Genomic DNA, 23,186 nt, shown 5'->3' with positions numbered 1-23,186 from the left:
CTGCACGCGATAGCAGGCATAATGGTGTTGAGTGTAGCTTCGAGGCCGTGATGGGCCAACCGCGAATCATGAGCAATTCAAACCCCGACGTGAACGCCCTTGGCGTAGTGGCATTGGAACTGGCTGGCGGCGAGCAGCCCGGCAAGGCAGCCCTGGGCTCCGAGCAGGCTGGTGAACTGGCAGCGCTGATCGGCCGCGACCTGACCAAGCTGGTGCCGCAGGTCAGCGAACTGGACCTGGTCTTCGCTGCGGCGCATTTCGACCCGGCCGAAGTCCTGCGCCCCGGCCTGCCCATTCATCGGCGCCTGGAAGAGCTGCAGATGCGTGCCCCCGGCCGCAATCATGGTGCGCGCCTGCTGGCGTTTGGTGCCGATGCCAATGGCGAGATCCCGCTGCCGCTGCAGGCCGATGCTGCGCTGACCGGCGGTGCGCTGCGGCTGCTGCCGTTCGTGCTGGCTGGCGGCGAAGCGGCGGTGCGCCATGAGGTGCGTGATGCGCTGGAAGAAGTGCTGCTGGCCAATGGCATGGCACAGCCGGACACCGCGCTGCTGGCCCAGAACAGCTTTGCCGCGCAGATCGAACATGCGCGCTATTTCACCGTCAACGACCTGGCCGCGATGATGGCCATGCAGTACGACAACCAGGGCCTGGCGGACTTGTGGCCGATACTGGAGACGGCGATGTTCGCGCCCAACGAAGAACAATGGCTGGAGGCCTCACCCGAACCGTTGCTGCGTTACGTCGGCGGCGAAGTGCGGATAGCCTTGTTCGATCCGGCGGGTTGGTGTGCGCATTACGCGCAGGACAAGAATGACTGCGACCGCCTGCAGCGTGTGTACGAGCAGTACATGATGCGCCAGCGGCAGATGGCCGCGGTGTTGGAAGCGCATGGCATCGACGTGCTGTATGTGCACGTGCATGCCGGGCAGGATGCGAAGGCGTTGCTGGCGCATTGAGTGTGCGCTGGTGAATGCAGAGAGGCCGCGCAAGCGGCCTTTTCTGTTTTGAAGCGGGGTGGAGCAGGGGCAACAGCAACAGCACCCTTCCCCAACCCTCCCCTGCGCGTTGCGCAAGGGAGGGGGCCGTGCATGCAGCAAGTTGATGTTCGCCGCGACCTGCCCCCTCCCTTTGCCGGAGGCAAGGGGAGGGTTGGGGAGGGGTGCAGTTGCTGTTGCCTTTTGCCTGGCCTCGGTCTTCCGACCGGAAAGCTCAGCGGCTGATCAATTTGATAGCGCTGAGTGGAGAGCAGGTGCGAAGGTGAAGGCCAAAGCCGAAGCTAGAGCCAAAGCCAAAAAGCACCCCTCCCCAACCCTCCCCTTCGCTGCGCGAAAGGGAGGGAGACCGTCACTGCACCTTGGTGATCACCGCACAGGCCAGGCGTGCGCCGGCGTTACCGGTCGGCTGGGTCTTGTAGTCGTCCGGGTCGGCGTGGACGATCAGGCCGCGGCCGACGATGTCGAAACCATCACCCACGCCGACATTGACGTTGCTCGCCACCGGGCCGTCGATATGCGCGTTGCCCTGCGCGTCGGCCTTGATGTTGGGCATGTCGCCGCCGTGATGCATCGCCGCGCTGATGCTGCCGTGCTCGCTGCTGCCCGGATTGAAATGGCCGCCGGCGCTGGTGCCGTCCGGCGCGCTGCAATCGCCCTTCTCGTGGATGTGGAAGCCGTGTTCGCTGTCCGGCTTCAGGCCGGTGATATCGCCGCTGGCGCGCAGTTGGCCATCAACCAGGCTGAAATTGATGGTGCCGGCGACCGTGCTGTCCTTGGTCGGTTGCAACTGTGCGGTTGCGATCGGCTTGGCCATTTCCGGCGGTGCCGCCGGGTCGGCAGCAGGCGCGGTTGCCGCCGGCGCTGCAACGGTATCGGCCGGTGCCGCATCGGGCTCTGCGCCCTTGTTACAGGCGGTCAGCGCCAGGGCGCTGGCGAGGAACAGGCTGGTGTGGATCAATCGCATCTGGGTAACTCCCTTGCTGGTCTGGATCGAATCGGGATGGGCGGACGCAATGGGCCCGCTCAGCGCACCACGCGGATCACCGCGCAGGCGACACGCGCGCCGGCATTGCCGGCCGGTTGGCTGCGGTAATCGTCGGCCGACGCATGTACCACCAAGGCGCGCCCAGCGACGTCGTTTGCAGCACCACCGCCGAGGGTAACGCCGCGAAGATGAACGTCCACGTTCGCCACGCCTTCAGCATTGGCCTGAAGATTGTCCATGTCACCGGCGTGGTGCGCGCCGGCACCGGCCCGGCCATGCTGCTGCATGGCCGGGTTGAAGTGACCGCCGGCGCTGCTCGCATCCATCGCGCTGCAGTCGCCCTTTTCATGCACATGGAAGGCCGCCTGCTGGCCGCGCGGCAAACCGCCGATCACCCCGGTGATATGCACACCACCGGCTTCCGGCACCAAGGCCAGACGGCCGCTGACCAGACTTGCCGAGGCCGGCGCCAGATTGGCTTCGGCCATCCTGGCGGTGCTGACCGTCGCCACCGGCGGCGGTGGCGGCTCGGGCTTTGTACGCGGGCTGGTGCCGCAGGCGGCAAGCAGCAAGGTGCTGGTGGCGGTGATCAGAAGCAGGCGCTGGCGCATGGGGAACTCCTTTGATTACGTGCCGACAAGGCTCACGGCCTGGCCTGGCAAGGTGTTGCTGTAAACAGGTCGTGCCAACGATGCCTGTTTGCGGCGCAGCGGTCGAGTGCGGGTTGCATTCAATCGGCGCCACCCAATACGGCAGTCGCACCCGCCTCCGCCGCTTCCACCTTCTGCAATGTGGCCCGAACATCGCGCAGCGCGCCTTCGTGCTGGTCACCATAGACTTCGCGCATGGCCGCCAGCGCCGCGCTGGCGTGCCGGTGGGCGTTGCTACGCTCCCCCATTGCCAGTTCTGCCTCGGCCAGGCCACGCAGGACTTCCGCGGTGATGTGGTTGGCGCGGCCCAGGCTGCGATCTGCAATGGCAAGCAGGGCTTTCTGCTCGTCCCGCGATGCGCTGGCCTGTCCTGCTGCCAGCAGCCAGTTGGCGTGGTTGTGCCGTGCGACCACGGTGGATTGCGATTCCGGACCAAACCGGCGGGCGTTCCACTCCATGGTCGCGCGATAGTGCGGCCCCGCTTCCTGCACCTTGCCCTGTTCACGCAATGCGCTGCCCAACATGCCGCGCACACCGATGGGATAGCCGTTGTCTGGGCCATAGATGCGTTCGTAGGCGGACAGCAACTGCCGGAGCTCAGGCTCGGCACCGGCAAAATCGCGCATGCGCAGCCGTGTTGTCACCAGGTCACGTCGTGCCACCAGGGTCAGCGGATGATCGCGTCCGTTGATGCGTGTGCGCCGCTGCACCACGTCATCCATCAGGGCGATGGATTGGGCGTAATCACCGCTGGTGGACAGCAGGTTCGCATAGCGTTTGACCGCATCCAGTCGTTGCTGGTCATCCGCGGGGGCGATACGGATGAAGCCATCCAGCGCCTCCTTCGCCAGCGCCAGTGCTTCGGGCGCCTTTCCCTGCACGAAACGCACCCAGGACAGGCGTGACTGCATGTCGTAGCCCAGCCAGAGGTGGGCTGGATCGCCAGCACGTGCCCTGGCGATACCCTCATCCAGTACCGCTTGCGCCTCGCTGTTCCTGTCGCTTGCCACATAGGCATCGCCCAGCACCTGCAATGCGCGCAGGCGTTGCAGCTCCATTACCCCGGGATGTTTGTCGGCGAGTTTGCGTATCGCTTCCAGGTGGTCGATGGCGCGCTCATATTCACCCAGCACGATCTGGTTGATGGCAATGATCAAGCGCATGTCCGCAAGCGTGTCCGGGTAGGCAGACAGATCCTGCGGTGCCCGCCGCGACGCATCGTCCAGTACCCGCAGCATCAGGGTCTTGTCCAGGTCCTCGGCCATGGCCGGGTCCATGCTGTCCAGCACCGATGCCAGAAAGCCGGAAGACACCTTGGCGCGCGCGGCTTCCTGGCGTGCTTCGCGCAGCGACCAGGCCGTGGCGACCAGGCCCGCCACCAGCACTGCGACGACAGCCGTTGCAGCCCCGACCATCAGCCGATTGCGGCGCACGAACTTGCGCAGCGACAGCAGGCCGGTGCGGCCTGCCGCCTGTGGCGGATAGTGGCGCAACCAACGACGCAGGTCTTCGAGCAACAATGATACCGACGCATAGCGCTCCGCTCGCTCGGTGCGCAGGGCCTTGCTGGCAATCGCGTCCAGGCCATCGCGCAATTCCCGCAGCAGCTGCGTCGGCTTGCTGCCGCGCGCAGCGGCAAGTTGCTGCTGCCGCTCCGGCGCGAGGCTGCGCAGGTGCTGCGATGGTACCTGCAGCAAGGGCGCCTGCGGCCGCGCGCCGCAGGCCAGTTCGTAGAGGATCGCACCGAGTGAGTACACGTCGCTGCGCGCGTCAACATCACTGCCCGGCAGCGATTGCTCGGGGCTCATGTACCCCGGCGTGCCACCGCCGCCGCTGATCTCCGTACTCGCGGTTTCCATGGCGATGCCGAAATCGATGATCTTGGGCATCGCCTGCCCGTCAATGCTGCATACCAACACATTGCCGGGCTTGAGGTCGCGATGGATCACGCCCTTCTGGTGTGCGTGCTGAACGCCTTCGGCGACCTTTACCAGCAATTCGATGCGTTCGCGCAGGCTCGATGCGTGCTGGTCGCACCAATCGGTGATGGCTTGGCCCTGGATGTATTCCATGACCAGGTAGGCGCGTCCCTCCGGGTCGATGCCGGCATCATGGATCTGCGCGATGGCTGGATGCTGCATCTGCGCCAGCAGCCGGCATTCGTACTCGAAATGCAGGTGACGACGTTCGCTCAATGCCTGCGAGCGCACCAGCTTCAGCGCGACCTCACGTTCATAGGCACCATCGGCGCGCTGCGCCAGATACACCTTGCCCATGCCGCCTGCGCCAATCATCCGCTGCACCGACCACGGCCCGAACCGGGTGCCTGCGGCGATGTCGGCCTCATCCACCTGCAGCAGCACTTCTGCCGCGCGTTGCAGTGGCTCGCGCAACCTTCGTGTCGCGTCCCCGTCGGCAGCGAGCAACGCCAGCAGCTCCTGTCGCAACTCCGGGGTCTCGTCCGTCTGCGCATAGACGAAATCGATGCGTTCGCTTTCCGGAAGATCGGTCGCCTGGCTGAATAATTCGACCAGCCGGCGCCATGCCTCGGCACTCAACATGGGTAGGACCGCCGCGCCGGCAAGGCCAGCTGCTCATGGACCCGCGCGGGAGACGCCGCTGCAGCCCTGCAATGCACGCAGAAACAAGGGTTCATAAGCGCGTTCCCATCCGCCAACGCCGCCGTCGGCTCCATGGGGAGCCGAGTATACATACCGCCCTTCGGCGGGCACCGAAGGAGCTGGCAACTCAGCGGCGCCGGCTTGGCCCGAGTTTGCGGGTAACGGTGTTGCGCCCCAGTCCCAGCCGCGCTGCGGCATCTGCACGGTGACCGCCGGTAACGTCCAACGCCACCTCCAGCAGCACATTGTCCAGGCGCTCGCGTGCTTCGGCATGCAGGCCGTGGGCACCTTCGGCCAGACGCTGCCGCGCCCAGGCGGCCAACGCCCGATCCCAGTGCTGCGGCGCGACCGCCGCCATGCTGGCTGCCGCGCGACCGCCGCGGTTCAGCGCGGCCTGCACGTCTTCGGCCGATACGGTGTCGGCCACGGCCAGCGCCGCCAGCCGCCAGCAGACGTTTTCCAGCTCACGGACGTTGCCCGGCCATTGGTGCTCGCGCAGGGCTTTGACGGCGGCAGCGGACAGGCGCTTGGGCGGCATGTCGAGGCGGCGGGCGGCGTTGGCCAGGAAGTTCTCGGCCAGCTGCGGCACATCGCCCAGGCGCTCGCGCAGGGGCGGCAGCAGCAGGCGCACCATGTCCAGGCGATGCAGCAGGTCGGCGCGGAAACGGCCTTGCTCGACCAGGGTTTCCAGATCCTGGTGGGTGGCCGCGACCACCCGCACGTCGACGCGGATCAGCTCGCGGCCGCCGACGCGGAAAAACTCGCCCTCGGCCAGTACGCGCAGCAACCGCGTCTGCAGGGCCAGCGGCATGTCGCCGATTTCATCCAGGAACAAGGTGCCGCCGTCGGCCTGCTCGAAGCGGCCGATGTGGCGTTTGCTGGCACCGGTGAAGGCGCCGGCTTCGTGGCCGAACAATTCGCTTTCCAGCAGTTCGGCCGGGATCGCGGCGGTATTGAGGGCGACGAACGGCCCTTTGGCGCGCGGGGATTCGCGGTGCAGCGCATTGGCGACCAGCTCCTTGCCGGTGCCGGTCTCGCCGTTGATCAGTACCGACAGCGGCGCCTGCGCCAGACGGCCGATGGCGCGGAACAGCGCGCGCATGGCCGGGGTGTCGCCGATCAGCTGCGGCGGGCCTTCGTCCCTCGCCGCCGGTGTTGGCGGCACCACCGGCGCCGGCAACTCCTCGGCCTCGGGCAGCGCGCGCCGCGCCAGCTCCACCGCATCATCCAGATCGAAGGGTTTGGACAGGAACTCATGCGCGCCGCCACGGAAGGCGCCGGCGGTGCTGGCGACATCGGTATACGCCGACATCACGATCACCGGCAGCTGCGGGTGCGCGGCCTTGAGCTTGTCCAGCAATACCAGGCCGTCATCACCGGGCATGCGCACGTCGGTGAACAGCAGGTCCGGCACCGGTTGCCGCGCCAGGGCATCCAGCGCCGCAGCCGCACTGTCGAAACCCTCGACCGTATAGCCGGCATCGCGCAGGGCGGTGGTCAACACGAAGCGCACCGAGCGGTCGTCATCGACCACCCAGACGGTCGCAGCCTGTGTGGACTTATGCATCGCTCACCTCCGGCGCTTCCTCAGCGGCAGGCAGCGGTAGCAGCACGGTGAACACGGTGTGTCCGGGGCGCGAGCGGTAGCTCAAGGTGCCGCGATGCTCGCGTGCGACCTGCTGCGCCAGCGCCAGGCCCAGGCCGGTGCCTTCGGCACGGCCGCTGACCAGTGGCAGGAACAGGTGCTCGGCCAGTTCTTCCGGTACGCCGCGACCGTCGTCGGCCACTTCCAGGCGCAGGGCCAGCGCATAGGGCTGCTCGGCAATGCGCAGGCCGTGCTCGACACGGGTGCGCAGGGTGACGCTGGTGGCGCCTGCCTGGATGGCGTTGCGCACCAGGTTCAACAAGGCCTGGGTGAGACGGTCGGCGTCGCCGGGGAACTCGGGAATGCTGGGGTCGTAATCGCGCAGCAGGCGCACCGACCAGCCGGCTTCGTTCTCGACCAGGCGCAGCACCCGCTCCAGTGCGGCATGGATGTTCAGCGGCGCATGCGGGCGCTGCGGTGCCGGCGACAGCAGCTGTTCCAGCAAGGTATTGAGGCGTTCGATCTCGGCGCCGATCAGTTCGATCAGCTCGCGCTCGTCGGCATCGCGGCCGCTGGCGCGGCGCGCCAGCAGCTGGGCGGCGCCCTTGAGGCCGGCGAGCGGATTGCGCAGTTCATGGGCCAGGCCTTTCAGCGCCGCGCTGAAGGCGCCGGGCAGCACCTGCGCCGGATCGGCGCCCTGGAACTCGTCCACCGGGTGCGCTTCCAGCAGCCAGCCGCCCTGCTCCAGCGCGCTCAGCCAGCCATCGGCGAAGCGCGGTGCCTCGCCTGGCAAGGCCAGGGTCAGCCGTGGCAGGCGGCTCATGTCGGTGGCCGGGTTGGCCAGGCGCTGTGCCAGCACCTCACCCTGCGCTTCCAGCGACACCAGCGGCTGGCCAAGCAGGCGCCGCACGCTGACCCCCAGCCAGCGGCAGAAGGCCGGGTTCGCCCCCTGGATACGGCCATCCGCGCCACACCAGACCAATGGGGTGGCCAGCAATTCCGGGGTCGGCGAGAAATCGGCGTCGGTCATTGCACCAATATAGTGCAAAGCGGCCGCATCACTGCTTCTGCAACAGCAGGGAATGCAGGATGCGGGCGTCCTCGGCATCGAGTTCGGCCGGCAGCGTGTCGCTGCCGCGGAAGCGGCGGTGGAAGGCGCGTGCGGCGGCAGCCCGGTCGTCCAGCGCGTAGCCGAAGGCCTGCATCGCCATCCAGCTGTCAAAACCGGCCGGCGCCGGGCCGTGCTTCGGGTCTGGCCACAGGCCGAAACCGGCTTCGGCCAGCTGCTGCCACGGGAAATAGCGGCTGGGGTCGGCCTTGCGGGTCGGTGCCAGATCGGCGTGGCCGATGATCTGGCTGCGCGGGATGTTGAAGCGCGTGCACAGGTCCTCGAGCAGGCGCAGCAGGCTGGCGATCTGCGGTTCGGTGAAGGGGCTGCTGCCGTCGTTGTCGATCTCGATGCCGATCGAGGTGGAGTTGAGATCGGTGAAGCCGCCCCAGCGGCCACCACCGGCATGCCAGGCACGTTCGCCATCGGCCACCAGCTGATAGAGCTCACCATCGCTGCCGACCAGGTAGTGCGAGCTGACCTTGCCGCCGCTGTTGGCACTGCGCAGCGTGTCCAGGCTCTGCTGCACCGAGTTCTGCTCGGTGTGGTGCAGCACGATCAACACCGGCTGGCGGTCGTTGTAGTTCGGCGACGGCACCCAGTGCGCGAGCGGATTGCGGTCCGGTGTGGAGGTACAGGCGGTCAGCGTGGCCAACAGGGCGAGCGGCAGCAGCAGTCTGGTCTTCATGGGGGACATTGCACGTTGCCGGGCGCGGCATTGCAAGTGCATCCAGGCATGGCAAGGCGGGTGCGTCGATATGGATTGCATGCATTGGAGGGCCTGCTCAGGAAGTGGAGGCCACGACCGCGTTCGGCTGCGGATGACTGGCCGTTGTGGCTAGGCTATGCAGACGAAGTGCTGTGATGTCTGCCGGAGCAACCATGCGTGATTCACTGAAACAGAAGATCGTTGCGGTCTGCGATGCGAAGATCGCGGCGAAGGGGCCGACGGTTGGGGTGTCGTTCTACGCGTTCTTCGCCAACCGCAATGACGACCCTGAGTTGTTGATGGAAGCGGCTACGTGGTGGATATCGATCCAGCGCCTGGATCATTTCGAGAAGGCTGAGAAGGTGAAGGCGCTGGTGCTGGCTGAGGGCTAGCGCACTGTGGGCTTCTTCGATTTGGCCTCGACCGTACGGTGATGCTGCTTCGGCTTACCCTCTCCCCAACCCCTCTCCCGCAGGGAGAGGGGCTTCAGAGCGGTAGTGCCGAGCCATGCTCGGCAGGAGCTTTCCCGGTAAAGCCTCAAAAGCTGCCCTCACCCCAACCCCTCTCCCGCACGCGGGAGAGGGGCTTCAGAGCGGTAGTGCCGAGCCATGCTCGGCAGGGGCTTTCCCGGTAAAGCCTCAAAAGCTGCCCTCACCCCAACCCCTCTCCCGTTAAACGGGAGAGGGGCTTTGAGCAACAGCTTATGCCTCGTAGGCCGATTCGCCATGGGTGGTCACGTCCAGGCCGGTGCGTTCGGCCTCTTCGCTGACACGCAGGCCAACCAGCGCGCGGACCACCAGCAGGATGACGGCGGTGACGACGGCCGACCACAACACGGTGAAGCCCACGCTGACCACCTGCACCCACAGCTGGTGGCCGATATCCAGATCAACCTTGGTACCCCCCAGCGACTGCGCGCTGAAAACGCCGGTGAGGATGGCGCCAACAATGCCGCCCACGCCATGCACGCCGAACACGTCGGCGGTGTCGTCGGCCTTCAACAGCCGCTTCAAGCCGGTTACGCCCCAGACGCAGACCATGCCGGTGACGAAACCAATCACGATGGCGCCCAACGGCCCCACCGTGCCGCAGGCCGGGGTTACACCAACCAGCCCGGCAACCGCGCCCGAGGCTGCGCCCAGTGCCGAGGGATGGCCCTTGGTGATCGCTTCCACCAGCGTCCAGCCCAGCACCGCTGCGGCCGTCGCCAGCACGGTGTTGATGAAGGCCAGCGAGGCCACGGTGTCGGCAGCAGCGGCCGAGCCGGCGTTGAAACCGAACCAGCCCACCCACAGCAGCATCGCGCCGATCCAGGTCAGCGGCAGGTTGTGCGGCTTCAACGCGGTCTGGCCATAGCCCAGGCGCTTGCCGACGAACCATGCGGCCACCAGGCCGGCAACACCGGCGTTGATGTGCACCACGGTGCCACCTGCAAAGTCGATCGCGCCCATCTCACCGAGATAGCCGCCACCCCAGACGATGTGCGCCATCGGGATATAGCTCAGGGTGAACCACAGCGCGGAGAACAGCAGCACCGCACGGAACTTGATGCGTTCGGCGAAGGCACCGACGATCAGTGCTGTGGTGATGCCGGCGAAGGTCGACTGGAAGGCGACGAACAGGAAGTCCGGCAGGCCAGCGATCGGCGTATTGCCCACCGAGTCCGGGGTGAAGCCCTTGAGGAAGGCAAACTCGGTGAAAGAACCAAAGAACTGGTTGCCGGCACTGAACACCGCGCTATAGCCATAGGCCACCCACAGCATCAGCACCAGCGAGAACACCACCAGCACTTGGCTTAGCACGGATAGTACGTTCTTGGCCCGCACCAGGCCGCCATAGAACAGGGCCAGGCCGGGTACGACCATCATCAAGACCAGCAAGGTGGCGGTGAGCATCCACGCCACGTCGCCCTTGTCGAAACTGGGTGTTGCTTCTGCAGCGGCTGCGGGTACGGCCGCTGCCGGTTCGGCCGCCGCTTCCGTGGTGCTTGCAGGCTGGGCCTGCGTTTCCTGTGCCCATGCCGTGCTGGAAAACATACCCAGCAGCAGCACGCTGAGCATGAAAGACAGGCACAAGCCTCCGAACCGGGTGTTCAACCCGGTGAAAAATTCCGTTCGCATTGTCGACTCCGGTTGTGGGGGTGGAACCTGCCAGCGACCCGTTGTCACCTGGCGGTCGCTGCCGCCGGAGGACGGGGCGGTGCGGTTCTTACAGCGCGTCTGCGCCTGTTTCGCCGGTGCGGATACGCACCACCTGCTCAAGCGCGGTAACGAAGATCTTGCCGTCACCGATCTTGCCGGTGCCGGCGGCGCCCTGCAGCGCTTCGATCACCGCCTCGACGTTGTCGTCGGTGACGGCGGTCTCGATGCGGATCTTGGGAAGGAAATCGACGACATATTCGGCGCCACGGTACAGCTCGGTGTGGCCTTTCTGCCGCCCAAAGCCCTTGACCTCGGTGACGGTGATGCCGGAAACGCCTGCGGCGCCCAAGGCTTCACGCACTTCGTCGAGCTTGAATGGACGGATGATCGCGGAGATTAATTTCATGCGCATGTCCCGATGTGGAGGAGACCGGCCTGCGGCTGCGGGCCGGCATCGTGTCTTCCACCGGCCGCTGTGCGACCGCTGGCTGTTGCGCCGAACGCATCATGGGCCTGGCTGTTGCCACCGGCAGTGCTGCCGGCCGCTACAACCACGCGGGAGGGAGGACTGGCCCATGCCGCGCGCTCGGATTCTCTTGCCCCTGCAGGTGTGTTGTTGGCGGCTGCATCGCCCTTGTGCTCCCCAGCAACAAAGGCGGCGGCGATGACGCAGATGGGAGGGGGAGGGTCCGCGCCACCGCCGCCTAACAACAGCTAGCAACTACACCTGGTGTTGCCGGCGGCCAGCACGCTGTACTGGCCGCCGTTACATCAGCTTGCGTAGTACAGCTGGTATTCCAGCGGATGGGTCGCCGCGCGGAACGCGGTGACTTCCTTCATCTTCAACGCGATGTAGGCATCGATGAAGTCGTCGCTCATCACGCCACCGGCCTTGAGGAACTCGCGGTCCTTGTCCAGTGCTTCCAGTGCCTGGTCCAGCGAGGAGCAGACCTGCGGGATCAGCTTCTCTTCTTCCGGCGGCAGGTCGTACAGATCCTTGTCGCTCGGTGCGCCCGGGTCGATCTGGTTCTTGATGCCGTCCAGGCCGGCCATCATCAGCGCGGTGAAGGTCAGGTAGCCGGACTGGATCGGATCCGGGAAGCGCATTTCGATGCGACGTGCCTTCGGGTTGGACACCCACGGAATGCGGCACGAGGCCGAGCGGTTGCGGGCCGAGTAGGCCAGCATCACCGGTGCCTCGAAGCCCGGCACCAGGCGCTTGTAGCTGTTGGTGCCGGAGTTGGAGAAGGCGTTGATGGCACGAGCGTGCTTGAAGATGCCGCCGATGTACCACAGCGCCATCTGGCTCAGGCCGCCGTAGCCGTCACCGGAGAACAGGTTGGCGCCGCCCTTGGCCAGCGACTGGTGCACGTGCATGCCGCTGCCGTTGTCGCCGACCAGCGGCTTGGGCATGAAGGTCACGGTCTTGCCGTTGCGGTGGGCAACGTTCTTGATGACGTGCTTCATGCGCTGCAGTTCATCGGCCTTGGTGACCAGGGTGTTGAACTTGGCACCGATCTCGCACTGGCCGGCATTGGCCACTTCGTGGTGGTGCACTTCGACTTCGATGCCGACCTTTTCCAGCACCTTGCACATCTCGGCGCGGATATCGTGCAGCGAGTCGGTCGGCGGCACCGGGAAGTAGCCGCCCTTCACTGTCGGGCGGTAGCCGCTGTTGGTGCCGTCGTAGCTCTTGCCGGTATTCCAGGAGCCTTCCTCGGAGTTGATCTTGAAGAAGGTGTGGCCCATGTCGTTGGCGAACTGGACCGAATCGAAGATGAAGAATTCCGGCTCCGGGCCGAAGAAGGCCAGGTCGGCGATACCCGAGGACTTCAGGTACGACTCGGCGCGCTTGGCGATGCCGCGCGGGCAGCGGCCGTAGCCCTGCATGGTGGCCGGGTCCAGCACGTCACAGGTCAGCACCAGGGTCGGGTCGGCGTAGAACGGATCCAGGTAGGCGCTGTCGGCGTCCGGCATCAGCACCATGTCCGACTCGGCGATGCCCTTCCAACCGGCGATGGAGCTGCCATCGAACATCTTGCCTTCCTCGAACAGCGATGGCTCGATGATCGAGACCGGGAAGGTCACGTGCTGCTCGATGCCACGCATGTCGACGAAACGCAGGTCGATGAACTCGATCTGGTTGTCCTTGATCAGCTTCTCAACGTTTTCCAGGGACATCGGGTGAAACCTCGGATGGGTGGTGATGTGCAGGAATAAAAGCAAATGACGTGCCAACTTTTGTATCGCAATAAGTCATTGTTTTAATTGATATCAATGCAGCGCTGCAGGCGGCTTTGAGCACCATTTTGGTGCTGATTTCATTCCATGCACCATTCAGGTGCGCAACACGCAATGCTCTATGCTGTGCCCGCCTTTCCCATACCAACCCTCATGTCCGACCTGCTCTCCGCCCTGTTGCTGGGCATTCTTGAAGGCCTCACCGAATTTCTCCCGATTTCCAGTACCGGCCATCTGCTGATCGCCCAGCATTGGCTGGGCGCACGCTCGGACTTCTTCAACATCGTCATCCAGGCCGGCGCGATCCTCGCGGTGCTGCTGGCGTTCCGGCAGCGGCTGTGGTCCTTGGCCACCGGCTTGAACCAGCGTGAGAACCGCGACTACGTGATGAAGCTGGGCGTGGCCTTCCTGGTCACCGCCGTGGTCGGCCTGCCGGTGCGCCTGGCCGGCTGGGAACTGCCCGAAACCGTCACCCCGGTGGCGTGGGCGCTGGTCATCGGCGGCGTCTGGATGCTGATCGCCGAGCGTTTTGCCGGGCGCCTGCCGGACAGCGACACGGTGACCTGGAAGGTTGCCGTCGCCGTTGGCCTGGCGCAGGTGGTGGCCGGCGTCTTCCCCGGTACCTCGCGCTCGGCCGCGGCCATCTTCCTGGCCCTGCTGCTGGGCCTGACCCGTCGCGCCGCGGCCGCCGAGTTCGTGTTCCTGGTCGGCATTCCCACCATGTTCGCCGCCAGTGGCTACGCCTTGCTGGAAATGTTCAAGAAAGGCCAGCTGGGCAATGAAAACTGGGCCGACGTAGGCGTAGCCTTCGTGGCAGCGGCAATCACCGGTTTCATCGTGGTGAAGTGGCTGCTGAGCTATATCAAACGCCGCCCCTTCACCGGCTTTGCGCTATACCGCATCGCATTGGGCTTCGGCCTGCTGTTGTTTTTGCCTGCTGGCAACTGAACGTGCAGTCGCAAGTGCAACCCCGACAAACGGCCATGGCCGTTTGACGTTCTGACTTTTCCAACGCACCACAAGGAGTTCACCATGAAGCGCATTCTTCTGTTGGCACTGCCCATCGCCCTCATGACCGCCTGCAGCAATCCGCCGGCCAGCACCAAGAGCGAAACCGCAGCGACCCCCGACACCAGCACCGCCGCTCCTGCCGCGAACCTCGACACCACCCAGCTGGCTGCAAACCACTGGCTTCTGGACAACGCCGTGGACGCCAGCGGCAAGCGCATCGACGGCCTGTTCGTGCAGGCTGACAAGCCGCTGACCCTGGATTTCAAGGACAACCGCCTGTCGGTCAGCAATGCCTGCAACAACATCGGTGGCGGCTACACCCTGGAAGCCGGCGCGCTGACGGTTGGCAACCTGATGTCCACCAACAAGGCCTGCCAGGGCCCGCTGATGGCGCTCGATGGCCTGATCAGCGAGCGTCTGCAGGGCAAGCTGAGCGTGCGTGCACTGGATGCATCGGCGATGACCCTGGTCACCGAAAAGGGTGACGTGCTCAGCTTCCGCGCCGAGCCGACCGCTGAAACCCGCTACGGTGGCCCGGGCGAAACCGTGTTCCTGGAAGTCGAGCCGCAGACCAAGCCCTGCCCGCACCCGCTGATGAAGGACGCCACCTGCCTGCAGGTGCGTGAGGTGAAGTACAACGAGCAGGGCCTGGAACAGGGCAAGCGCGGTGAGTTCACCAACTTCTACGGCAACATCGAGGGCTATACCCACGAGCCGGGCGTCCGCAACGTGCTGCGCCTGAAGCGCTATGAGATCAAGAACCCGCCGGCTGACGCACCGTCGCAGGCCTATGTGCTGGACATGGTGGTGATGTCGGAAATGGCCAAATAAGCCATCGCCGTTGAACAAGCAGAAAGGGCGCCTTGCGGCGCCCTTTCTGCTTTGTAGAGCCGAGCCATGCTCGGCTGGGAAAGCTTCATCTGTAGAGCCGAGCCATGCTCGGCTGGGGCATTACCAGGAACCCCTTGCCTAACTTGGCTCGGCACTACGCCCCCTCCCTTGCACCGAAGCCGGAGGGGAGGGTTGGGGAGGGGTCGCTCTTGCCCCCTGCCGAACATGGCTCGGCACTACGCCCCCTCCCTTGCGCCGAAGGCGGAGGGGAGGGTTGGGGAGGGGTCGCTCTTGCCCCTGCCGAGCATGGCTCGGCACTACATGGCTAGGCCAGCGCTTTGTTCAACGTATAGGTGCCGTGCACGGCTGCCTCGGCCAATACGTGGCCCTGCATGGCGCGGTACACGTCGGCGGCGGTGAATGCCCCTTCCACCGGCAGACGCTCCACATCCAGCGCAAACAGACGGAAGAAATAGCGGTGCAGGCGCTCGTCGTTGAACGGCGGGTACGGGCCGTCATAGCCGTAGTACGTGCCGCTCATCTGTGCATTGCCGGCAAACCAGCCGGTGTAATCGTTGATGCCCTGGCGTGCACCGGCCGGACCGGTCGGCTGCGTCTTGCCATGCGCGGTGAAGCCATCGCTGCAGCTGCCGGCAGCGATCTCGCGCAGCTCGGCAGGAACATCCACCATCACCCAATGCACGAAATCACCACGCGGTTGGTCCAGCGGGATGCTGACGTCGTCGCGGCCCACCAGCTCGGCCACCGTCGGCACATCCGGGTCCACGCAGATCAGCGCGAACGAGCGCGTGCCTGCCGGCACATCACGCCATGCCAGCTGCGGATTACGGTTGCCGGCGAAGCCATGGGCATCACCGGCGGCAAATTCGGCCGCAATCGGCTGCCCATTCTGAAAACTCTGGCTGTCCAGTTTCATGCTTTCTCCTTGCTCAGGCTTCGGGATAACCCAGACGCACCGCGACCGGGGTCAGCAGCGCAAACTCAGCCGCCAGCACCTGTGCGTAATGACGCCAATGGCCGGCCGAAATGGTGCCTTGACCCAGGCTGCGCACCGGCGGGAAACGCAGGCCAAAGGCCTGCTCCAACAGCGCACCCATCGCCTCCGGATCGTTCACCGCGTCGTCGGTACGGATGATCATGTGGGTATACAGCTCCTGCTCGTGCAGCAGTGCCACCTGCGCCAGCGCGCGCGCCAGCCACTGCGCTGCCTCGTTGCACGAGGTCACCGCCAGCGGTGCCGGTGCACCCAGCGCCAGCCACTCCACCAGCATGTCGCGCGGGTCACGCAGGGCGATGACAAGGCGGCCTTCCGGCAATTGCGGGCGCAGCGCCCACAGCAGCGCGTTGTCCCACCACAGCAGCCAGTCGATCACGTTGCCGTCTTCGATGCCGCGTGCCGGCAGCGCCTCACGCCACTGCTGCACCAGCTGTTCCGGCGTCAGTGCGTCGGTTGCCAGTCGCTGCAGGGTCAGGAAGTTCTGGAACGCATCATTGGGCGGGGTCGGTCCGAAGCGGTCAGCGCGCAATACACGGCTGCCTGCCGCCATCACCATTGCCACCCGCTCCACGCCCGAACCCGGTGCGCCCCACAGGAACATCGGCCTGATCGGGTTGTCACCCGCCACCTCACCCATCGCCGGCCATTCGGCCGGTGCCCGCGCCTGCTGCGGCAGCGGCACACGGTTGGGTGTCATCTCTTCATGCAGGCGCAACCAGGTAGCCACTGCGCCGGCATGATCACCCGCGCGGTCCTGGATGGCACCCAGCCAGCTGCGCACACTCGCACGCGCCTGTTCCGGGGCGTTGTCCACCAGCTGCTGCACATGCGCGATCGCCGCACTCGGCTCACGCTGCAGCAGGGCTTCGACAATGCGCCGCTCGCCACTGACCCGTCCCGGCTCCAGGGCGACGATGTGATGGGCCACGGCCTCGGCCTCCTCGGCCTGGTCGTTCATGTCATGCAGGCTCATCCGCGCTTCCAGCGCTGGCAGGTGCTCCGGCATCGCCGCCAACCAGCGTTCGACCACGTCGACCGCCTCCTCGCTGCCGACCTGGGCCACGGCCAGCCGTGCCATCCACAGGTCATGCAGCTGCGGCTGCGCCTGCACGGCGGCTTCCAGCTCATTGCGCGCTTCTTCCTCGCGGCCCAGGCGCTGCCAAGCCATCAGCAACATCTGCAGCGTCGGGCGATCACCTGGCACCTGCTGCAGCAACGGCAACAGATGCTCCAGCGCCTGCAGCGGCTGGCCCGAGGCCAGCTCCAGCTCACCGGCCAGGCGGCGCATGCCCGGGGTATTACCCTGTGGCGTGGCCAGTACCTCGCGCATCATCTCGGCCGCGCGGTCCAGGTGCCCCTGGCGCAAGGCCAACTGCACGACCAGGCCACGCAGCGCGTGGTTGCTCGGGTTCAATTCGATCACGCGGCGGAACGCCTGCTCGGCAAAGGCCAGCATGTCCTTGCCCAGATAGGCGAAGCCCAATGCGTACAACACGCGGACATCACCCGGCAAACGGCTGCTGGCGGCCGACAGGATGGCCAGCGCGCGGTCAGCGTCGCCGCGCCGCAACGCGACCATGCCTTCAATCGCGCCCAGTTCGGGACTGTCCGGATCGACACGGGCAGCCAAGCGCCCGAGCCGGTCGGCCTCGTCGATATCGTCACGGCCCAAGGCCAGGTGCGCCTGCATCAGGTAGGCGGAGAACTCGTTGGGGTTCAGCGCGGTGCTGCGGTCCAGTGCCTGCCCGGCAGCGTCGATCTGACGCTGTGCCAGCAGCAGGCCGGCATGTTGCAGATGCAGGGCGGCATCGTCCGGTGCCAGGCTCAGTGCCTGCTCCAGGCTGGCCTGGGCCGGCTCCAGCTGCTCATCCTGCTGCAGGGCCAGCGCCAGCCAACGGTGGGCCTGGGCCTGCTGCGGTTCCGCGCCAACCCATGCCTGGGCCAGGGTCACGGCCTCGTCGGTGGCATTACGGCGCAGGGCTTCAATGATCTTGTCTTGCATGGCGGTCCAGCGTGAGCGCAAACCTGCATTGTAGCGGCCCCGGCCGCGCCCGCCGGGTTCAGCCGACGGCGGCAGCCAGATGCTGCGCCACCCAGCGCTCGGAGAAGCCATCGCCACGCAGGTTCTCGATGAAACCGCAGTGGCCGCCCCAGCGCGCGATCTCCAGATGCGCGTCGGCCGGCAACTGCCAGTGGTCGAAGGTGGTGAACGGAATCACCGGGTCGTCGGCGGCCATCAGGATGTCGGCCGGCACCTGCAGCCCGGCCAGCTTGCTGCCGGCGATGGAGTAACCGTCGAAGTACTCCTGCAACGAGCCGAAGTCGGTATGCCGGTCCACCAGCCAGCCGGTCAGCGCGCGGATGTCCAGCTTCAGCACGCTGTCATCGCAGTCGGCCAGCTCCGGGAACAACGCGCGCTTGCGCCGCAGCGAGCCGGTCCATTTGCGGCGGAAATACCAGTCGTACATCACCGGACCGCGCTCGATGCTGTCCATGGTGATGCCCGGATCCAGCACCGGGCATACCGAGGCCACGTGCCGCAGCGGCACCCCGGCCGCTGGCGCATGCAAGGCCAGCCGCAATACGAAATTGCCACCCAGTGAGTAGCCCGCCGCCACCATCGGCAGGTCGGCAAAGCGCTGCGCCACATCACCGGCGGCATTGACCACTTCGTCGATACGACACGAATGGAAGATGCCCGGATTGAGGTGGTGGGTGTTGCCGTGATCGCGGAAGTTCAGCCGCACCACGTCAAAGCCCTGCTCCAGCAGACGTACGGCGGTCATCCGCATGTAGCTGGATTCGGCACTGCCCTCCCAGCCATGCAGCAGCAACGCCAGCGCCTTGGGTGGCGTGCCCGGCAGCCGGCTGTGCCAGGCCTGCAGGCGCACACCGTCGCCGCCATCGAGCATCAGTTCCTGGGTCAGCGCACCGGTGCCGGCCAGCAGTTGTTTGCCGCGCCGCAGCCGCACCCGGCTGGATGCCAGCATCGACTGCAGGTGCGGGTTCCGCAGCCAGCGCGGTGGCTGGTAATTGCAGGCGCTCAGCATGGCCGACCCGGTTGGCGAGGACTGCCCAACGCTGTGGTGGCCGCGGTACGCACCTTATGGCCCTTCCATCACCGCCACGATGCGCGCGCGCGAGGTTTCGGCAATGCGCCGGCGACCTTCCAGATCCTGGCTGCCGATCGGCTCCAGGAAATGCACCTCACCACGCCGTGCCGGCTCACCCAGCAGACGCAGGAAGTTGCCGGCGAAGCTCTCGCCCGGCGCGAACGCCACCGTGGTCTGCGCATCACCGCGCACGCCATAACGCAGCGCTATCGGCTGCACCGGCACGCCGGCTTCCACCGCCGCCTGGAAGATGCGCGCATGGAACGGACCCACCTCGGTGCCGCCACGGGTGCGCCCTTCCGGGAACACCGCCACCGGCCGCTGTTCCTGCAGGCGCTTGACCATCTCTTCCATCACCCCGCCCAGCGACTCGGTGTTACCGCGCTGGTGGAAAATGGTGTGGCCACGGCTGGCGACCCAGCCGACCACCGGCCAGCCGGCGATCTCGCGCTTGGCGACAAAGCCGACCATCTTCTGGCTGTGGATCACGCAGATGTCGACCCACCCCACGTGGTTGGCCACAAACAGCACCGCGCCCGGCAAGGGCTGGCCGTAGCGCTGCAGGCGGAAGCCGAAGATCCACATCAAACCGCCCGACCACCAGCGCACCACCCGCTCTTCCAGCGGGTTGCTGGCGGGGCCGATACGCCCCAACGGCTGCGTCATCAGCAGCAGGATCAGCGGCAGGAACAGGACAATGTGAACCAGGAGCAGCGGGACGCGGTACAGGTAACGGAACACGCGGGCCACACCGCCCTGGCGGGCGGGACGGGGGGAAGTCATCCCCGCACGATACCGGATGCGGTCCGGCTTCCGCCAGCACGGCAGCCGCCCCGACAGGCTTTGCCGGAGGCGCATCCAAAAGGTGCGCCGTGCCACACTATCGACAGGAAGTACCGGCCAGCCCACCGAATCGGGGTACGCCGGCACCTTTCCCGGCATGAAGTGTGTACAACAACACTATCGTTCAGGGGAGCGCATGATGGACCGGCAGCTGCTGTCATCGACAGAAGACATGCTGCATTTGTTCTCGGCGGCATTGGAGCAGATCGGCAACGGCGTGATTCTGTTCGACGACACCAACACCATCCTGTACGTCAACCATGCCATGGAGGACATCTCCGGCTGGTCCCGCACCGAGCTGCAAGGCAAGAACCTGGGCACGCTGGCGCCTGCCAGCATGCGCGAGCGTTACAACACCCGCCTGTATCCCGGCAGCAGCAACCGCGTGCAGGAGCTGGCTGCCAATCCGCACGACATCCAGATGATCCGCAAGGACGACGTTCCATGCTGGATCAGCGTCACCTTGTCGCAGATCGCCGACAATGGCCGCAGCATCCATCTGGCACTGGTGCACGATGTCACCGCCCGGCGGCTGGCGCAGGCGCGCGAGCGCTTGCTGTCGCTGGGTTTTGATGAAACCCAGAGCGCGGTGCTGATCACCGATGCCGAAGGCCGCATCGTGCATTTGAACAAGGGCTTCCGGCGCCTGTTCGGCTTCCTCGACAGCGAGGCGATGGGCCAGTACGTGCCGGCGCTGCTGGCACCGGACAGCTATTCGCCCGAGCAGATAGGCGCTTACCTCGCGCGCCTGCTGGCCGGGCAGCCGATCCGCGCCGACGAGCGGCTTTACCGCAAGAACGGGCAGCCCTTGTGGTGCTCGGTCAGCACCAATCCCATCTTCGATGACTACGGCACGCTGGTGAACCTGGTCATCGTGCTGATGGACATCACCCGCACCAAGGTGCACGAAGTCCTGCAGCACAAGATGCTCGACGCGATGGTGCGCGAGGTACCCACCGCCGAAGTGATGCAGATGATGTGCCTGGAGGTGGAGAAGATCGCCCCGCAGGTGCTGTGCTCGGTGCTGCGGGTGGAGGACGGACGGCTGCGCCACCTGGCGGCACCCAGCCTGCCCGATGCCTATACCCGGCTGGTGGACGGCGTACCGGTGGCACCGAAGACCGGCAGCTGTGGCACCGCCGCGCATACCGGCCAGACCGTGATCAGCCGCGACATCGCCACCGACCCCAACTGGGAGGGCATCAGCCACCTGGCCCTGCAGCATGGCCTGGCCGCCTGCTGGTCCACCCCGATCAAGGCCAACGATGGCCGCGTGCTCGGCACCTTCGCCTTCTACTACCGCCAGCCCTACGATCCGGACAGCTTCCATCACCGCCTGGTCGAGGTCATCGTGCACCTGTGCGCGCTGGCGCTCGAACGCGAGGAAGCCCGCAACCGGATCCGCCGGCTCGCGTTCTACGACGACCTCACCGGCCTGCCCAACCGCAGCCTGCTGCACGCACAGGCCGACCAGGCGATCACCGCGGCCAGCCATCAAGGGCAGTCATTGGCGGTGATGTTCATCGACCTGGACCGCTTCAAGCAGATCAACGATTCCTTCGGTCACCCTGGTGGCGACGAGCTGCTGCGCACGGTGGCGCGGCGCCTGCAGGAAGAGACCGGGCCGATGGACATCGTCGGCCGGCTCTCCGGCGACGAGTTCGTGGTGGTCCTCAACCGCTGCGACGTGGCCACGGCCAGCGAGCGCAGCGAACGCATCCTGCGTACCCTCGGGCTGCCCTTGCCACTGGGCGACATGGAGATCCGCCCGTCGGCCAGCATCGGCATCAGCATCTTTCCGCATGACGGTGGCGACATGGATTCGCTGCTGCACCATGCCGATGTCGCCATGTACCAGGCCAAGCACAACGGCCGCAACCGCGTGCGCTTCTACAGCAGTGAGATGGACGAATGCGCGCAGGAACGCATGGCGCTGGAAGCAGCGCTGCGCGAGGCCCTGGAGCAGGGCCAGCTGCAACTGCATTACCAGCCACAGATCGACATCCACAGCGGCCAGCTGCACAGCGTGGAAGCGCTGGCGCGCTGGCAGCATCCGCGCCTGGGCAGCGTGCCGCCGATCCGTTTCATCCCCCTCGCCGAGGAAGCCGGGCTGATCGGCGATCTCGGCCAATGGGCATTGCGCGAGGCCTGCCGGCAACTGCGCCGCTGGCGCCAGGAAGGCCTCGACGTACCGTCGGTGTCGGTGAACCTGTCACCGACCAACTTCCACAGCGCGGCGCTGCCGGACTGCATCAGCCAGATCCTGCAGCAGGAGTCACTGAGCGCGGGTGACCTGACCCTGGAGATCACCGAAGACGTATTGCTGGACGGCGACCCGATCACCCTGCAGACGCTGCGCCAGGTGCATGCACTGGGCGTGCGGCTGTCGATGGACGACTTCGGCACCGGCTATTCCAGCCTGAGCTATCTGCGCCAGCTACCGATCAGCGAACTCAAGCTGGACCGCAGCTTCGTCCATGGCATCGAGGGCGACAAGGTGGCCAGCGCGCTGACCCAGGCCATCGCCCACATCGGCCAGAGCCTGCAGCTGAAGGTGGTCGCCGAAGGCGTTGAAAGTCTGGAGCAGCTGCGCCTGCTGGGTGCGCAGGGTTATGAGATCGCACAGGGATTTCACTTCACCCCTGCCCTGCCGGCACCGGCCTTGGCCGATTGGGTGCGCGCGCACCTGCCGGTGGCGATGGTGGTTTAGCGGGTGCTTGCCGGGGCGGGAACAAGAGCAACGGCAACAGCTACCCCTCCCCAGCCCTCCCCTTCGCTGCGCGCAAGGGAGGGGGTAAAGCTGCGCCACCTCCCTTTGCCGCAGGCAAGGGGAGGGTTGGGGAGGGGTGCTTTTCAGCTCTTGGCTCTTGGCTCTTGACCCTGAACGCCAACCACTCACCCAACCGCGACAACCGCCAAGGTCAGCCGCGAAATGCACACCGGCTTGCCGGCCTCGTCCTCGATGCGGATCTCCCACACCTGGGTGGTGCGCCCCACATGCAGCGCGCGTGCGGTACCGGTAACCACGCCGCTGCGCGCCGCGCGCAGATGGTTGGCATTGATCTCCAGGCCGACACACACCTGCTGGGTCGGGTCCACGCACAGGTTGCCGGCACTGCTGCCCAGCGTCTCCGCCAGTACCACCGAAGCACCGCCATGCAGCAACCCATACGGCTGCTTGGTGCGCGCGTCCACCGGCATGGTGGCCTGCAGCCAATCATCACCAGCGGCGGTGAAAACAATGCCCAGATGATCGATCAGCGTGTTGCGGCTCAACTCATTGACCAGCTTCAGGTCAACCGGCGCGCGGAATACTTGGCTCATTGCAGCTACCT

19 protein-coding genes are annotated in these 23,186 nt (G+C 65.9%); 5 read left to right on the top strand and 14 right to left on the bottom strand.

Annotated features, from left to right (window positions below):
• Positions 1–68 precede the first annotated feature (68 nt).
• Positions 69–956 carry a hypothetical protein gene (locus tag AC1VXC_RS05770; protein ID WP_481539626.1) on the top strand — a complete coding sequence of 296 codons (888 nt, stop codon included), beginning with the start codon at positions 69–71 and terminating at the stop codon, positions 954–956.
• 388 nt (positions 957–1,344) lie between these two features.
• Here AC1VXC_RS05770 and AC1VXC_RS05765 read toward each other — a convergent pair whose 3' ends face one another.
• The 6 genes from AC1VXC_RS05765 to AC1VXC_RS05740 all read right to left on the bottom strand — a co-directional run bounded on the left by AC1VXC_RS05765 (position 1,345) and on the right by AC1VXC_RS05740 (position 8,641).
• A complete protein-coding gene (locus AC1VXC_RS05765) occupies positions 1,345–1,959 on the bottom strand; it encodes a superoxide dismutase family protein (protein WP_313173923.1) in 615 nt (204 codons plus the stop codon).
• Positions 1,960–2,018: 59 nt separating this feature from the next.
• Complete coding sequence (locus tag AC1VXC_RS05760; RefSeq protein WP_313173922.1) at positions 2,019–2,591, bottom strand: superoxide dismutase family protein; 573 nt, start codon at positions 2,589–2,591, stop codon at positions 2,019–2,021.
• A 119-nt stretch (positions 2,592–2,710) separates the two neighbouring features.
• Positions 2,711–5,191, bottom strand: a complete 2,481-nt coding sequence (locus AC1VXC_RS05755) for a serine/threonine-protein kinase (protein WP_481539627.1) — start codon at positions 5,189–5,191, stop codon at positions 2,711–2,713.
• A gap of 187 nt (positions 5,192–5,378) precedes the next feature.
• Positions 5,379–6,818: a nitrogen regulation protein NR(I) gene (gene ntrC, locus AC1VXC_RS05750; protein WP_313173920.1), complete on the bottom strand. Its 1,440-nt coding sequence runs from the start codon at positions 6,816–6,818 to the stop codon at positions 5,379–5,381.
• Entirely contained in the window at positions 6,811–7,866 is a 1,056-nt protein-coding gene (locus tag AC1VXC_RS05745; RefSeq protein WP_313173919.1) for a two-component system sensor histidine kinase NtrB, read from the bottom strand. Before AC1VXC_RS05745 ends, ntrC begins: the two co-directional genes overlap by 8 nt.
• 28 nt (positions 7,867–7,894) lie before the next feature.
• Complete coding sequence (locus AC1VXC_RS05740) at positions 7,895–8,641, bottom strand: N-acetylmuramoyl-L-alanine amidase (RefSeq protein WP_481539628.1); 747 nt, start codon at positions 8,639–8,641, stop codon at positions 7,895–7,897.
• A gap of 185 nt (positions 8,642–8,826) precedes the next feature.
• Here AC1VXC_RS05740 and AC1VXC_RS05735 point away from each other — a divergent pair, with 185 nt between their 5' ends.
• Positions 8,827–9,045 carry a DUF6500 family protein gene (locus tag AC1VXC_RS05735; RefSeq protein WP_293714182.1) on the top strand — a complete coding sequence of 73 codons (219 nt, stop codon included), beginning with the start codon at positions 8,827–8,829 and terminating at the stop codon, positions 9,043–9,045.
• A gap of 309 nt (positions 9,046–9,354) precedes the next feature.
• On the opposite strand, the gene AC1VXC_RS05730 is transcribed toward AC1VXC_RS05735, so the two are convergent.
• The 3 genes from AC1VXC_RS05730 to glnA all read right to left on the bottom strand — a co-directional run bounded on the left by AC1VXC_RS05730 (position 9,355) and on the right by glnA (position 12,975).
• A complete protein-coding gene (locus AC1VXC_RS05730; protein WP_313173917.1) occupies positions 9,355–10,773 on the bottom strand; it encodes an ammonium transporter in 1,419 nt (472 codons plus the stop codon).
• 88 nt (positions 10,774–10,861) lie between these two features.
• Positions 10,862–11,200 (bottom strand): P-II family nitrogen regulator, encoded by a 339-nt coding sequence (locus AC1VXC_RS05725; RefSeq protein WP_057627937.1) that lies wholly within the window; start codon positions 11,198–11,200, stop codon positions 10,862–10,864.
• A gap of 365 nt (positions 11,201–11,565) precedes the next feature.
• Positions 11,566–12,975 carry a type I glutamate--ammonia ligase gene (gene glnA / locus AC1VXC_RS05720; protein ID WP_481539629.1) on the bottom strand — a complete coding sequence of 470 codons (1,410 nt, stop codon included), beginning with the start codon at positions 12,973–12,975 and terminating at the stop codon, positions 11,566–11,568.
• A 213-nt stretch (positions 12,976–13,188) separates the two neighbouring features.
• Between glnA and AC1VXC_RS05715 the strand changes: the two genes are divergently transcribed.
• Both AC1VXC_RS05715 and AC1VXC_RS05710 read left to right on the top strand, forming a co-directional pair.
• Positions 13,189–13,983 (top strand): undecaprenyl-diphosphate phosphatase, encoded by a 795-nt coding sequence (locus AC1VXC_RS05715; RefSeq protein WP_313173914.1) that lies wholly within the window; start codon positions 13,189–13,191, stop codon positions 13,981–13,983.
• Positions 13,984–14,067: 84 nt separating this feature from the next.
• Positions 14,068–14,877: a DUF4377 domain-containing protein gene (locus AC1VXC_RS05710; RefSeq protein WP_313173913.1), complete on the top strand. Its 810-nt coding sequence runs from the start codon at positions 14,068–14,070 to the stop codon at positions 14,875–14,877.
• A 325-nt stretch (positions 14,878–15,202) separates the two neighbouring features.
• On the opposite strand, the gene AC1VXC_RS05705 is transcribed toward AC1VXC_RS05710, so the two are convergent.
• The 4 genes from AC1VXC_RS05705 to AC1VXC_RS05690 are packed head-to-tail and all read right to left on the bottom strand — an operon-like array spanning position 15,203 to position 19,791.
• On the bottom strand, positions 15,203–15,814 hold the full coding sequence (locus AC1VXC_RS05705) for a YbhB/YbcL family Raf kinase inhibitor-like protein (RefSeq protein WP_481539160.1): 612 nt from the start codon (positions 15,812–15,814) through the stop codon (positions 15,203–15,205).
• 13 nt (positions 15,815–15,827) lie between these two features.
• Entirely contained in the window at positions 15,828–17,897 is a 2,070-nt protein-coding gene (locus AC1VXC_RS05700; RefSeq protein ID WP_481539161.1) for a tetratricopeptide repeat protein, read from the bottom strand.
• A gap of 58 nt (positions 17,898–17,955) precedes the next feature.
• Complete coding sequence (locus AC1VXC_RS05695; RefSeq protein WP_313173928.1) at positions 17,956–18,942, bottom strand: YheT family hydrolase; 987 nt, start codon at positions 18,940–18,942, stop codon at positions 17,956–17,958.
• A gap of 57 nt (positions 18,943–18,999) precedes the next feature.
• Positions 19,000–19,791 (bottom strand): lysophospholipid acyltransferase family protein, encoded by a 792-nt coding sequence (locus AC1VXC_RS05690; protein WP_313173910.1) that lies wholly within the window; start codon positions 19,789–19,791, stop codon positions 19,000–19,002.
• Between the two features lie 199 nt (positions 19,792–19,990).
• Between AC1VXC_RS05690 and AC1VXC_RS05685 the strand changes: the two genes are divergently transcribed.
• Positions 19,991–22,561 carry an EAL domain-containing protein gene (locus tag AC1VXC_RS05685; RefSeq protein WP_313173909.1) on the top strand — a complete coding sequence of 857 codons (2,571 nt, stop codon included), beginning with the start codon at positions 19,991–19,993 and terminating at the stop codon, positions 22,559–22,561.
• Positions 22,562–22,746: 185 nt separating this feature from the next.
• On the opposite strand, the gene AC1VXC_RS05680 is transcribed toward AC1VXC_RS05685, so the two are convergent.
• Positions 22,747–23,175 carry a hotdog fold thioesterase gene (locus tag AC1VXC_RS05680; protein ID WP_303748033.1) on the bottom strand — a complete coding sequence of 143 codons (429 nt, stop codon included), beginning with the start codon at positions 23,173–23,175 and terminating at the stop codon, positions 22,747–22,749.
• Positions 23,176–23,186: the final 11 nt, after the last annotated feature.

It is taken from the genome of Stenotrophomonas sp. STEN033, from assembly GCF_056856655.1.
The sequence above is the reverse complement of the archived record's forward strand: the minus strand, read 5'-3'. Positions and strand labels throughout refer to the sequence as shown.

What these genes read in the sequence shown, in the direction of transcription:
- AC1VXC_RS05770 (WP_481539626.1), top strand. Translation starts at nt 69, where the DNA reads ATGAGCAATTCAAACCCCGACGTGAACGCCCTTGGCGTAGTGGCATTG.
- AC1VXC_RS05765 (WP_313173923.1), bottom strand. Translation starts at nt 1,959, where the DNA reads ATGCGATTGATCCACACCAGCCTGTTCCTCGCCAGCGCCCTGGCGCTG.
- AC1VXC_RS05760 (WP_313173922.1), bottom strand. Translation starts at nt 2,591, where the DNA reads ATGCGCCAGCGCCTGCTTCTGATCACCGCCACCAGCACCTTGCTGCTT.
- AC1VXC_RS05755 (WP_481539627.1), bottom strand. Translation starts at nt 5,191, where the DNA reads ATGTTGAGTGCCGAGGCATGGCGCCGGCTGGTCGAATTATTCAGCCAG.
- ntrC (WP_313173920.1), bottom strand. Translation starts at nt 6,818, where the DNA reads ATGCATAAGTCCACACAGGCTGCGACCGTCTGGGTGGTCGATGACGAC.
- AC1VXC_RS05745 (WP_313173919.1), bottom strand. Translation starts at nt 7,866, where the DNA reads ATGACCGACGCCGATTTCTCGCCGACCCCGGAATTGCTGGCCACCCCA.
- AC1VXC_RS05740 (WP_481539628.1), bottom strand. Translation starts at nt 8,641, where the DNA reads ATGTCCCCCATGAAGACCAGACTGCTGCTGCCGCTCGCCCTGTTGGCC.
- AC1VXC_RS05735 (WP_293714182.1), top strand. Translation starts at nt 8,827, where the DNA reads ATGCGTGATTCACTGAAACAGAAGATCGTTGCGGTCTGCGATGCGAAG.
- AC1VXC_RS05730 (WP_313173917.1), bottom strand. Translation starts at nt 10,773, where the DNA reads ATGCGAACGGAATTTTTCACCGGGTTGAACACCCGGTTCGGAGGCTTG.
- AC1VXC_RS05725 (WP_057627937.1), bottom strand. Translation starts at nt 11,200, where the DNA reads ATGAAATTAATCTCCGCGATCATCCGTCCATTCAAGCTCGACGAAGTG.
- glnA (WP_481539629.1), bottom strand. Translation starts at nt 12,975, where the DNA reads ATGTCCCTGGAAAACGTTGAGAAGCTGATCAAGGACAACCAGATCGAG.
- AC1VXC_RS05715 (WP_313173914.1), top strand. Translation starts at nt 13,189, where the DNA reads ATGTCCGACCTGCTCTCCGCCCTGTTGCTGGGCATTCTTGAAGGCCTC.
- AC1VXC_RS05710 (WP_313173913.1), top strand. Translation starts at nt 14,068, where the DNA reads ATGAAGCGCATTCTTCTGTTGGCACTGCCCATCGCCCTCATGACCGCC.
- AC1VXC_RS05705 (WP_481539160.1), bottom strand. Translation starts at nt 15,814, where the DNA reads ATGAAACTGGACAGCCAGAGTTTTCAGAATGGGCAGCCGATTGCGGCC.
- AC1VXC_RS05700 (WP_481539161.1), bottom strand. Translation starts at nt 17,897, where the DNA reads ATGCAAGACAAGATCATTGAAGCCCTGCGCCGTAATGCCACCGACGAG.
- AC1VXC_RS05690 (WP_313173910.1), bottom strand. Translation starts at nt 19,791, where the DNA reads ATGACTTCCCCCCGTCCCGCCCGCCAGGGCGGTGTGGCCCGCGTGTTC.
- AC1VXC_RS05685 (WP_313173909.1), top strand. Translation starts at nt 19,991, where the DNA reads ATGGACCGGCAGCTGCTGTCATCGACAGAAGACATGCTGCATTTGTTC.
- AC1VXC_RS05680 (WP_303748033.1), bottom strand. Translation starts at nt 23,175, where the DNA reads ATGAGCCAAGTATTCCGCGCGCCGGTTGACCTGAAGCTGGTCAATGAG.